This window comes from Achromobacter sp. (assembly GCF_049647645.1).
Lineage (GTDB): Bacteria > Pseudomonadota > Gammaproteobacteria > Burkholderiales > Burkholderiaceae_B > Achromobacter.
In genome coordinates, this window is sequence record NZ_JBARYB010000145.1 from 17,710 (window position 1) to 29,440 (window position 11,731).

Here is an 11,731-nt window from a genome sequence, read left to right on the forward strand (position 1 = left end):
GCAAAGACTCCCCGGCGTGCGGCGCAAAATTCACGCATATATTGGCGCCAAAATTAGCTGCTCATTATGGGCGGAATGCGCCACGCCGCTATCGGGGGTATCCCTGAAAGCGCCGCCGCAATGAAAAACGGCGGCCCTCCGTCGGAAGGCCGCCGCATGCCTGCAGCGCTGCTCGCCCGCAGGCGCGTCAGGAGATGTCCTGCCCCACGTGCTGCGCAATAATTTTCTGCAGGCGCTTGACGTCGCGCGCTTCCAGCGCGTCCACCATGTCGAAATGCTCGCGCGCGGAAATTTCGATGCGCGAGCGCGTCACCCATTCCTTGGCCGGCGCCGCCGGGCCGCGGGCCCGGGTTTCCTGGATCAGCGCGGCCAATTCCCGGTTGCGGCACATGTCATACATGCCCGCATGAAAAGCCAGGTTGACCTCGTACTGCTCCAGCAGCGTGCCGTCCTGCAGCAGCTTGGCGAAGCGTTCGGCCTGGGCGCGCAAGGCCCGCACCTTGGCCGCCGTGACATTGGGCATCAGGTCCGCCGCCGCGCCCGTTTCCAGCAGAACCCGGATATCGCGGATCTGCAGGTGCTGGTCCGGGTCCATGGCGTAGACGTGGTAGCCCCGGTTCGGGATGTGCGCGATCAGCCGCTTGGCGGCCAATTGGTCTAGCGCCCGCCGCACGTCCAGACGCTTGGCGTCGTAGCGTTCCTGCAGGTCGATCTGTTTCAGCCAGGCGCCGGGACCGTACACACCCGCCTGAATATCGTGGGCGATGCGATCAACCAGGCCGGGCTGCGCCGTTGCCGCTTTCGGCATGGACCACTCCCGTCTATCAAATCCGAAGCGCGTATTTTATGCGTAAGTATCCCGGGGGACGGCGCCGGCGCCCCCCTGGGATACCCGCCCCTCAGGCGCTGGCGCGCAACGGCTGCTGCTGGTCCAGCCGCCAACGCAGCCGGACGCCGCCGGTTTCGGTGGATTCCAGCGCCGGAATCGCCGACAGCAGGCTACGGGTGTATTCCTCCTGCGGCTGGTCGAACACGGCGTCGCGCGAGCCCTGCTCGACGATGCCGCCGTCGCGCATCACCACCACGCGGTCGGCCACCTGCTCCACCACGCCCAGGTCATGGCTGATGAACAGGCAGGAAAAGCCGTGGCGCTCCTGCAGGTCGGCGAACAGGTCCAGCACCTGCGCGCGCACGGTCACGTCCAGCGCCGACACCGGTTCGTCGGCAATGACGAAGGCCGGACGGCGCACGATGGCGCGGGCGATCGCCACGCGCTGGCGCTGCCCGCCCGACATCTCGTGGGGAAAGCGCTTGGCGTATTCGGAACCCAGCCCCACTTCGGCCAGCACCTCGTCCACCCGGCGGCGCTTGTCGGCCGCGGGCATGTCGCCCAGCATGCGCAGGCCTTCGCCCACCAGCTGGCCGATGGTCATGCGCGGGTCCAGCGAGGAATATGGATCCTGGAACACCATCTGGCAGTTCAGCCGGTAGTCGCGCCAGGAGGCGGCGCGGCGATTCACGGGCTGGCCGCGGAACAGGATCTGGCCGGAGGTGGGCGCCAGCAGGCCGGCGATGGCCCGGCCCAGCGTGGTCTTGCCCGAACCCGAGCCGCCCACCACCGCCACCACTTCGCGCGGCTTGACGTGCAGGTCGATGCCGTTGAGCGCACGCTTGGCGCCGGTGCGCGAGAACAACCGTTGATGCCCGGCGTAGTCCACCACCAGGTTCCTGACCTCGACGATGGGCGCTTCCTTGCCCAGTTGCCGCGCCGGCAGCCGGCGCGGCATGGCGTCCAGCAGCTTGCGCGTGTAGGGATGCTGGGGCCGCTCCAGGATGGCGGCCGTGGCGCCGGTCTCCAGCACCTTGCCGTGCTGCATCACCACCATGCGTTCGGTGTAGCGCGCCACCATCGGCAGGTCGTGGCTGATCATCAGCACCGCGGTATGGTGTTCGCGCGTCAGATCCACCATCAGTTCCAGCACGTCGCGCTGCACTACCGCGTCCAACGCCGTGGTGGGCTCGTCGGCGATCAGCAGCGCCGGCTCCAGCAACATGACGGAAGCCAGCATCATGCGCTGGCGCATGCCGCCGGAGAACTCGTGCGGCCAGGCTTCCATCGCGCCCTTCGGATCGCGGATGCCGACCCGGCGCAGCATTTCCAGGATGCGTTCGCGCCGCGCCGCAGTGGACAGGTCCTTGCGGTGCAGCCTCAGGCCTTCCTCCAGTTGCCGGCCGATGGGCATGGACGGATTCAGCGAAGTCATCGGCTCCTGGAACACCATGCCGATGCGCGCGCCGCGCAGCTTGCGCAGCGCGGCCGGCGAGGCCTGGGTCACTTCCACGCCTTCGAACTTGATGGAGCCGCCCGCCACCACCAGCGGCGATGGCGTCAGGCCCATGATGGCGCGCGCGGCCTGCGTCTTGCCGCTGCCGGATTCGCCGACGATGCCGACCATCTCGCCGGGAGCCACCTCGAAGGACACCCCGCTGACGATTTCGCGGCCGCCGTGGCCGACGGTCAGCGACAGATTCGATACCGATACCAGTGCGCTCATTGCACGCCCCTCATGCGGGGATCGAAACGGTCTCGCACCGCGTCGCCCAGCAGATTGATCCCCAGCAGCGCGAGCGCGATGGCCAGGCCGGGAAGAATGGAAAGATAGGAAGCCTGCGCCATGAACGGCCGGGCGGCGGCCAGCATATTGCCCCAGGTGGGCGCGGGAGGCGGCACGCCCAGGCCCAGGAAGGACAGCGCGCTTTCCGCCAGGATGACCCAACCGAACATGGAGGTCGCCAGCACCGTCAACGGCGCCACGCAATTCGGCAGCACATGGCGGAACATGGTGTAGAGCTCGGAATTGCCCAGCACGCGCGACGATTCGATGAACTCCTTCTCGCGCAGCGACAGCACCGTGCCGCGCACGATGCGCGTCACCGAAGGCGTATAGGCCAGGCCCAGCGCCAGGATGATGCCGTACTTGTTGGCGCCCACCACCGCCAGCAGGCCCAGCGCCAGCAGCAGCCCCGGGAATGCCAGCAGCGCATTGTTGAAGGCCATGATGATGCGGTCGGTCCAGCCCCGCACAAAGCCCGTGAGCGTGCCGATGAGGGTGCCCGCGACAATGGCGAAGGTCACGGTCAGCAGGCTGATCCAGACGCTGCTGGACGCGCCCGCCAGCAGGCGCGACAGCTCGTCGCGCCCGAACTCGTCCGTGCCCAGCAGGAACTCGCCGCCGGGCGGTTTGAGCCGCGCCACGAAGTTGATCTTGAGCGGGTCATGCGGCGTCCAGAAGGCGCCCATGACGGCCGCCACCAGCATCAGCGCGACGATAGCGCCGCCCAGTAGCGCGTTGGCTGCGATTCGCTTTTTCATTCGGCGGTCACTCTCGGGTCGAAAAGGGGATAGCAAAGGTCGATGAACAGGTTCACAACCACGTAGACCACGCCCACGAACAACAGACAGCCCTGGATCACGGGATAGTCGCGGGCGAAGATGGAGTCCACCAGCAGGCGTCCCAGTCCGGGTATGGTGAACACCGTCTCCACCACCGCAATGCCGCCCAGCAGATTGCCCAGCACCAGGCCGATCAGCGTCCAGGTCGGGCCGAAGGCGTTGCGAAACGCATGGCGCATCAGCACCGCGGATTCCGACAGGCCCTTGGCGCGCGCATGGGTGATGTAGTCCAGCCGCAGCACTTCCAGCGTGCTGGCCCGCGCCATCCGCATCAGCACGCCGATCTCATGCAGGAACAGGGTCAGGATGGGCATGGCCAGGTACAGCAGGCCGGCCTTCCAGTCCTCGCCGATGGAGACGTAGCCCACCACCGGCAGCCATTGCAGCTTGAGGCCAAAGAAGATCAGCAGCAGCAGGCCCAGCCAGAAGGTCGGAATGGACACCAGCAACGTGGCCGTGCCCACCAGGAACAGGTCGGGCGCCTTGTTCTGCTTCCAGGCGGCGATCATGCCGGCCGGCACCGCCACCAGCGCGGCGAACAGCACCGCCACCAGCACCACGCGGCCGCTGATCAGGAAGCGGTCCCACACCAGCGGCAACACCGGCTGGCCGGTGTTGATGGACGAACCCAGATCCCCGTGCAGCATATTGCCGAACCAGATGCCGAACTGGGCCAGCCAGGTCTGGTCCAGGCCCAGCCGCGCGCGCAGGTCGGCCAGCGCGGCCGGCGTCGCCAGGTCGCCCAGCAGCAGTTGGGCGGGATCGCCCGGGATGAGCCGGATCATCACGAACACCGCCACCGCCACGATCAGCAGTGTCGGTATGGCCATGACGATACGGGATAGCGCGAAACGCAGCATGGCCCTCTCCTATTCCTCGGCGCGGACTCGCGGATGGTCGCAAGCCCCGCGTCCGCCGGTCTCAGTTGCCTTCATGTCGCAGCTTGCGCAAGGCGGCGGCCAGGAAGTCCTGCACCTGGCCCACGCATTTCAAGCCGTCGTGCGGCACGTTTTCCACCACGTCCAGCACCGCGTTCACGCCCTGGGCTTCGAACGAGCGGCGCAGCGACTCCAGGCGTTCGGGGCGCGTGCTGCCCGCGGAGTTGGCGCCAGGCATGAAGAACTTGCCGCCTTCGCGATGGGTGATTTCCCAGGTTTCCAGGTCGGCCTTGCCCACAATCATGTGCACTGCCACCTGCTTGAGCGCTTCGATGTCGACGGGTTTGCCGTAACGGGCCTCCGCGTCGCGCACGCCCACCCACCAATCCTGGCTGGGATCCAGCAGCGTCACCGAACCCGGCGCGCCGATCGACACGGCCCACAGGCTTTCCGGGTGCAGGTAGGCGAAGCGATTCACGAACTGGCCGCCGCCGGAGTAGCCGAACAAGCCGAACTTCTTGAAGTCGCAGCCGAACTTCTCGCCCACTTCCGCCACCATGTCGAGCAGGATCTCGTCATAGCGGATGTCGCCTTCGCGCAATTGCTTGAAGCCGTCGCGGTTGCCGTCGCCCAGCGGGCTCACGGGGAACAGCGGGCACAGCACGATGCAGTCGTTCCAGCGGGCGAACTCCGCGAAGGCGTCGCGGTATTCCACGAAGGCGCGGCCGGTGCCGTGCATGATCACCACCAACTGCATCGGATGCCTGGCGCTGTCGATGTGCGGCGGCACATAGGTGCAATAGGAAAAGCGCGGGTCGGAGCGCGCGGCGAAGACCGTGCTGTGGCCCAGGTCGTACATGGCCCGGGCGCGGGCGGCGTCGGGCTGGATGGCGGGTGCTGCGTTGGACTGCATGATTTCCTCGTTTCCATGGCCGCGCGGGCGGACGCATGGTTTATGCCGGTGGTCGAAATAATGATCACATAAATTGGCGCCAATTTTAGGCGCACGTATTCCGGCGCAACAAGGCAGGGGATTCCCTAGGAACGTAAAAAAGGAGCGCCACGGCGCTCCCTGGGTGGCGTGGGCGCGGCCCGCTCAGCGGGGCAGCGTCTGCGCGTTTCAGCCTTTCCCCGCTTCAGCCCTTCTTGAACAGCCGCTTGGCAAGGCTGACCACGCCCAGCACCACGGCTCCGGCCACGATGCCGAACAAGGCATTGAGCAGCGTGGCCGTCAGCGCCTGCACCACCCCGCCCCCGCCCACCGCGGCGGCGGCTTGGTCGACCGCGGCCTGCACGGGCGCGATGCCGTGGGTCAGGATGGCGCCGCCGACCATGAACATGGCGGCGGTGCCCACCACCGAAAGCGTCTTCATCAGATAGGGCGCCGCAGCCACGATGCGCCGGCCCAGCCAGGCCATGGCCTGCGACGACTTCTGGCTGAGGTAGAGGCCCAGGTCGTCCAGCTTGACGATGCCGGCCACCAGGCCATAGACCCCGACTGTCATCGCGATGGCGATGATCGACAGCACCAGCACCTGGCGGGTGAAATCCGCGTCGGCCACCGCCTCCATGCTGATGACGATGATTTCCGCCGACAGGATGAAGTCCGTGCGCACCGCGCCTTTGATCTTGTCGCGCTCGAAGGCCACCATGTCCACCGACGCGTCCTGCAGGGCTTCCGTGCGCGCCGCGTGATTACCTTCGTCCGAATCGCCGTGCGGCAGGAACTTGTGCGCCAGCTTCTCGACGCCCTCATAGCAAAGGAATGCGCCCCCCAGCATCAGCAAGGGCGTCACCGCCCAGGGCGCGAACACGCTGATCAGCAGCGCCGCCGGCACCAGGATCAGCTTGTTGATGAAGGAGCCCTTGGCCACCGCCCAGACGACGGGCAGTTCCCGGTTGACCGGCACGCCACTGACCTGCTGCGCGTTCAAGGCCAGATCGTCGCCCAGCACGCCGGCCGTTTTCTTGGCCGCGACCTTGGTCATGACGGAGACGTCGTCCAATATGGTCGCGATATCGTCGAACAGTGCGAAGAAGCTGCTTCCGGCCATCGAGAATCCCCTGTGCCTCAAAAGGATTTTCGAGTGTACAGGCGGCCACCGCCCGCCAAGCGCTGTCGGCCTGGCCGTTTTCACTTCTTTTCTGTCCGGCCCCCGATGGCTGCTACAGCGCCTCGATGCGCGGATAGAGATCGCGGTTCTCGCGCTGCATGCGTTCATGGACGCGCCGCAGCACCGTATTGGCGTCAGCCCGGAAGCCGGCCTCGTCCAGCTCCAGGCTGCCGGCATTGTTCCAGCGCCGCGCGAATGCCTCGTAGCTGCGCGCGATCGCGTCCATTTCCTCCTGGAACGCGCGGCCCGCCTGCGCCAGATCTGCATCATCGCTGCGCGCCAGCGCCGGATACAGCGCCCGGTCCTCGACCGCCAGGTGCAGCTTGATCGTGGCGCTCATGGACACGATGCCGCGCGCGATCTCGGCCGCATTGCGGGCCACGCCGGCATGCGCCAGCCGGCGCAGGGACGCAATGCCCTGCAGGATGTCCACGTGCTGTTGCTTGAATTTATCGATGTTCATGCCCGGGTTTCCGTACGGGAGCGGCGGGGCCGGCGCCCCGCCCGCGGTTTGCTGCGGAACCGGCCCGCAGCCCTGTTCAATTGCGCGCCTGCGCCGCGGGATTGGCAGCGTTCTCGAACAGGATGTTGTTCTCCAGGTGGATGTGCGCCATCAAATCCTCCTTGAAGGTGCGCAGGCCCAGGTACAGCGCCCGCCAGGTGTTGCATGCGGCGCGCGGCAGCGTGATGTCGTTGGTCAGCGCCAGCAGCCGTTCCAGCGCCACGCCATGGTCGTCGTGCTCCGTGCGCATGACCATGATGGGCATGGTCGCCATGGCGCCATGGCCGCGAGCCAGCATCGGGAACAGCACCTGTTCCTCTTTCTGCATATGGCTTTCCAGCTCCTGCTGCATTACGCGCAGGTGATCGGCCAGGCCGGTCGGGCAGTCGGGGCTGTCGGCATGCACCTGCTCCACCTTCAGCGCCAGCCGGATCAACTCGGGCAGTTGCTGGCGGTGCACCTCGTGATAGCGCGCCAGGATGTGGTCGACCAGTTCGGCCGGCGTAGCCAGGCCCCAATCCGTTTCCTGCGACGGGGTGCGCGCCAGTTCGATCAGGCGCGCCTCGATCTGCGCCGCGTCCAGCGAACGCTGGGCCGCCGCCTCGGCCAGGCTCTTCTTGCCGCCACAGCAGAAATCCAGCTGATACTCATGAAACACCTGCGTGGCGCCAGGGATGCTGCGGGCCAATTGCCCCAGGGATTGCTCAACCATGCTCATCGCGTCTCTCCATAGTTCGTGACGGGTACTGGAGTTAATGCGAAAACCGTGCCAGGAAAAACTTGCTATTTATCAATGAATTGCAAATTAAAGGGTGAATATGACCCAGGAAAGCCACGGTTCAAACCACCCCAGAACGGTAAAATTCACCCATGCAAAACCTGCTGCTTGCCGATCTGGTCGCCGATCTCCCCCCCGCAGTCCGACTGCAGCGGCTGGTGTCCAGCCTGCGCACGCATTTCCGCTGTGGCGCCGTGGCGCTGCTGCAGCTGGAAGAAGACCACCTGCGCCCCATCGCGGTGGACGGGCTGACGCAGGATGCCCTGGGCCGCCGCTTCGCCGTGCAGCAGCATCCGCGGCTGGCGGCCATCCTGGCGCGGCGCGGCGTCACCTGTTTTCATCACGACAGCACCCTGCCCGATCCCTATGACGGCCTGATCAACGGCATGGCGGGCGAACCGCTGCCGGTGCACGATTGCATGGGCACCAGCCTGCATATCGAGGGCCGGCCCTGGGGCGTGTTGACGTTGGACGCGCTGGAAGTCGGCACCTTCGACGCCGAGGCCCAGTCCGACCTGCGTGACTACATCGTGCTGCTGGAAGCCGCCTTGCGCACCACGCGGCTGGAAGCCGAAATCCGGGCGCTGCGCGTGGCGCGCGGCGCCGAACCGGCCGACAGCGCCGTCGCCGACAACAACGAGATCCTGGGGCAAAGCGAAGCCATCGGCCGCCTGCTGCACGAAATCCAGGTGGTGGCGGACTCGGAGCTGCCGATCCTGCTGCTGGGAGAAACCGGCGTGGGCAAGGAATTGTTCGCGCATCGCGTGCACCGCCTGTCACGCCGCCGCGACAAGCCGCTGGTGCACGTGAACTGCGCCGCCCTGCCCGAATCGCTGGCCGAAAGCGAATTGTTCGGCCACGCCAAGGGCGCATTCTCAGGCGCGGTTGCGGACCGGCCGGGCCGCTTCGAGGCCGCCAATGGCGGCACGCTGTTCCTGGACGAAGTGGGCGAACTGCCGCTGCTGGTGCAGGCCAAGCTGCTGCGCACCCTGCAGAACGGCGAAATCCAGCGTCTGGGCGACGACCGCCCGCGCCGCGTGGACGTGCGCATCCTGGCCGCCACCAACCGCAGTTTGCGCGACCTGGTGCGCGCAGGCGATTTCCGCGCCGACCTCTACCACCGCTTGTCCGTCTATCCCATCCCGATCCCGCCGCTGCGCGACCGTGGCAATGACGTGCTACTGCTGGCCGGCCGCTATCTGGAACTGAACCGCGCGCGCCTGGGGCTGCGCAGCCTGAGGCTGTCGCCCGAAGCCGAGGACATGCTGCGGCGCTACCGCTGGCCCGGTAATGTGCGCGAACTGGAGCACGTCATCAGCCGCGCTGCCATCAAGGCCGTCAGCCATGGCGCCACGCGCAACGAGATCGTGACGCTGGGCGCCAAACTGCTGGACCTGTCCGATGGCGACATGCCCGTGGCGGCGCCGCAGGACGATGCCGACGCCCTTGCCGGTCCGGACCAGACGCTACGCGAGGCTGTGGATGCCTGCCAGCGGCAGGCCATCCGTCGGGCGCTGGAGGCGAATCAAGGTAATTGGGCCCACGCCGCGCGCGTGCTGGGCGTGGATGCCAGCAATCTGCACAAGCTGGCGCGGCGCATCGGCCTGAAGGCCTGAGGCCACGGCCGGCGGTTCACGCAGGCCTGGCGTGCGCGTCGACGACAACGCGGCCATGATTGATCGCGGCGTCGACCGCCATGCCCGGACTGGAAACGAATCCGCCCGACGCAAACAAAGGCACGGCGTGGGATTCGCCCGTTTTGTCCTGATTGCCCGCGAGCTCCACTGCCACCGTGGCGGTAAACGCAGGCCGTCCAGAGCCGCCGACTGAAATCCGCGACACACTGGCTGTTAGCCGATAGCCCTTGTAGACCATATTGTTGTGAAACATGAAACCCCCTACTTGATAAAAGGGCCTTGCGGCCCTTTACTCATAAAGCGCGGATCTGCGTGGCGTGCGGCCCTTTGGCGCCCTGCGCGGTCACATAACTGACGCGCTGATTTTCGACCAGCACCTTGTGGCCGTCGCTGACGATTTCGGAGAAATGCGCGAACAGATCCTTGCCGCCGTTTTCGGGCATGATGAAGCCAAAGCCCTTGGCGTCGTTGAACCATTTGACTATGCCGGTTTCCATGAGTCCTTCCTTTTAAATGCGGGACAGCGCCCGCGACGGTGGATGAGCCTGTCAAGGAAAGGACCGCGAACAATGAAGCGCCCCGCAAAGGGAGCAAGACCGGACGGAAATCTCGATGCTCGAAAAGCTTCAATCCCACTATGGGTGCAGGGTCGGCGAAAGTCAATGCGCGTTTCCAATTACCACCCCGATAACACCTCTACCGATAATCCGGGTATTTCGGCAGCATTAATGCCCTGTTTTTCGCCTATTTTCCGCCGACACGTAACCAGCATCCCGATTACGTAACGTCTGTGCCTTTTCTCCACGCCTTCCAGATTAAGCGCGTATGCTGCGCGCATGGTGCTTTGAACGCGCGTTGCCTCGCCGTATCGCCATATTGGAGTACGGCTATGGAAAAACGATCAGAATGCGTCGCGTGAGCGCCGTCAAAAAATCCTTCGCGCGCCTGGCCAATGCCTGCGTCAGATTTTTTCCCCACGGTTCGACGCCAACCCATGACGCGCGCAGAAGCAATGCGCAGACGGATTTCCCGCCCTCGCGCGCTGCCATCTCATCTCCTTGGCGCATCTACCGCATTTACGCCCGGCCGGGACGCTTGCTCCTGCGCAACGAACAGGGCGCGGTACTCGATCTGGGAGTGATGAAAGGGTCCGAACCCAACCTGACCTACCGGCTGTATGCCAGGAACCTGCAAGGCCACGGCTTTGCCACGCGCACGCTGCTGCTGGATGAAATCGCCCGGCGCATAGAGGCCGGGGATACAGGGCAGGAACTGCTGAGCCTGCCGGAATCCACATTCCCGCCCGGAGCCGATCTGGACCGCGGCACGCATGTCGATGTGTCGCTGAAGTTCGCGCGCTAGGTCGGTGACACCGGCGCGGCGGCTCAGCGCAGCGCCGCTACAGCATCCAGCACAATATCCGCCACCAGTTTGCCGGCCTCCCATTGCGGCATGTGGCCCGCGTCCGGCAGCAGATGCAGCGCCGTCCTCGGCGGCGCGTTCAGGGCGTGGCGCCACGGAATGACGGCGTCGCGCCTGCCGTGGATTAGCGTGCAGCGGCAGGCAAGATTGGCCAGGTCCGCGACGATGCTCAGTTGCTGCACCCCGTTCCAGCCCACTTCCCTGCACAGCTCGATCAGCGGTTCGCGGCGCGCCTGGGTGCTTTGCCGCAAGACGTCGATGAAGTTGCCCGAAGGCGTCATGCCCGACACGGTGAGCTTCTGCAGTTCGCGCTGGGCGGCCTCGTTGGTGCCGGCATGCGTCATGCCCGTGAGAAAGCTCTGATCGATCTCCGTGCCCAGTCCGACTGGCGCGATCAGGATCAGGCCGTCCACGGCCATGCCGGGCCGGGACGCAGCCCGGGCTGCCACGGCGGCGCCAAAGGAATGGCCGATCAGCGTCACGGGACCGTTGCATTGGGCAGTTACCGTATCGGCCACCGCGTCCACCACATGCTCGAAGTGCGTCGCCTGCGAGCGCGTGGCGCCGTGGCAAGGCAGGTCCATGGCCAGCACGCGCAGTCCGGCGCGGCTGAGCGCGTGCGCCAGGCTGGCCCAGGCGTCGCGGTCGCCGAACATGCCGTGGATGAGCACGGCGGTCTGGCTGTCGGCACGGCTTCCTTCCCACAAGGTAAACCGAACGTCGCCGTGGCGTGTCGAAGCCCAGGCCTCGCGCTTGTCTCCCGGCGTACCCCTGGCCTGCATGCGGTCCTGCCCGGCCATGCCCGCCTGCCCGATGTCCGCCACGGTCACGCGGCCGTTCGGGCCCGAGCCTTGCACCAGGTCCAGCGCGATGCCGCGCTCGGCCGCAACGCGGCGGGCGGCGGGGGTGGCGAACTTGCGCGCGCCTGACGGCAAGGCCTCTGCCG

The 11,731-nt window shown here is 66.2% G+C and carries 13 protein-coding genes; 2 read left to right on the forward strand and 11 right to left on the reverse strand.

Annotated elements, in window-relative coordinates:
- Positions 1-187: 187 nt before the first annotated feature.
- The 8 genes from WBB14_RS17265 to ytfE form a co-directional block, all read right to left on the reverse strand.
- Positions 188-808: a GntR family transcriptional regulator gene (locus tag WBB14_RS17265; RefSeq protein WP_424240915.1), complete on the reverse strand. Its 621-nt coding sequence runs from the start codon at positions 806-808 to the stop codon at positions 188-190.
- A gap of 91 nt (positions 809-899) precedes the next feature.
- Positions 900-2,555: an ABC transporter ATP-binding protein gene (locus WBB14_RS17270; protein ID WP_424240916.1), complete on the reverse strand. Its 1,656-nt coding sequence runs from the start codon at positions 2,553-2,555 to the stop codon at positions 900-902.
- Positions 2,552-3,373: an ABC transporter permease gene (locus WBB14_RS17275; protein ID WP_424240917.1), complete on the reverse strand. Its 822-nt coding sequence runs from the start codon at positions 3,371-3,373 to the stop codon at positions 2,552-2,554. The genes WBB14_RS17270 and WBB14_RS17275 overlap by 4 nt, the downstream gene beginning before the upstream one ends.
- Positions 3,370-4,314: an ABC transporter permease gene (locus tag WBB14_RS17280; RefSeq protein WP_424240918.1), complete on the reverse strand. Its 945-nt coding sequence runs from the start codon at positions 4,312-4,314 to the stop codon at positions 3,370-3,372. Before WBB14_RS17280 ends, WBB14_RS17275 begins: the two co-directional genes overlap by 4 nt.
- Positions 4,315-4,375: 61 nt before the next feature.
- A complete protein-coding gene (locus WBB14_RS17285) occupies positions 4,376-5,245 on the reverse strand; it encodes an alpha/beta hydrolase (RefSeq protein WP_424240919.1) in 870 nt (289 codons plus the stop codon).
- Positions 5,246-5,468: 223 nt separating this feature from the next.
- On the reverse strand, positions 5,469-6,386 hold the full coding sequence (locus tag WBB14_RS17290; protein ID WP_424240920.1) for a DUF808 domain-containing protein: 918 nt from the start codon (positions 6,384-6,386) through the stop codon (positions 5,469-5,471).
- Between the two features lie 112 nt (positions 6,387-6,498).
- Complete coding sequence (locus tag WBB14_RS17295) at positions 6,499-6,909, reverse strand: hemerythrin domain-containing protein (protein WP_332015174.1); 411 nt, start codon at positions 6,907-6,909, stop codon at positions 6,499-6,501.
- A gap of 76 nt (positions 6,910-6,985) precedes the next feature.
- A complete protein-coding gene (gene ytfE / locus WBB14_RS17300) occupies positions 6,986-7,666 on the reverse strand; it encodes an iron-sulfur cluster repair protein YtfE (RefSeq protein ID WP_424240921.1) in 681 nt (226 codons plus the stop codon).
- A 152-nt stretch (positions 7,667-7,818) separates the two neighbouring features.
- Between ytfE and norR the strand changes: the two genes are divergently transcribed.
- Positions 7,819-9,342, forward strand: a complete 1,524-nt coding sequence (gene norR / locus WBB14_RS17305; RefSeq protein WP_424240922.1) for a nitric oxide reductase transcriptional regulator NorR — start codon at positions 7,819-7,821, stop codon at positions 9,340-9,342.
- A 16-nt stretch (positions 9,343-9,358) separates the two neighbouring features.
- Here norR and WBB14_RS17310 read toward each other — a convergent pair whose 3' ends face one another.
- Complete coding sequence (locus tag WBB14_RS17310) at positions 9,359-9,616, reverse strand: hypothetical protein (protein WP_332015171.1); 258 nt, start codon at positions 9,614-9,616, stop codon at positions 9,359-9,361.
- 40 nt (positions 9,617-9,656) lie between these two features.
- A complete protein-coding gene (locus WBB14_RS17315; RefSeq protein ID WP_006217928.1) occupies positions 9,657-9,860 on the reverse strand; it encodes a cold-shock protein in 204 nt (67 codons plus the stop codon).
- 328 nt (positions 9,861-10,188) lie between these two features.
- Between WBB14_RS17315 and WBB14_RS17320 the strand changes: the two genes are divergently transcribed.
- Positions 10,189-10,725, forward strand: coding sequence for a hypothetical protein (locus tag WBB14_RS17320; protein WP_424240923.1), 537 nt, complete (start codon positions 10,189-10,191; stop codon positions 10,723-10,725).
- A 23-nt stretch (positions 10,726-10,748) separates the two neighbouring features.
- On the opposite strand, the gene WBB14_RS17325 is transcribed toward WBB14_RS17320, so the two are convergent.
- Positions 10,749-11,731: alpha/beta fold hydrolase (locus WBB14_RS17325; RefSeq protein ID WP_424240924.1), on the reverse strand; the 983-nt coding region annotated here is incomplete at its 5' end.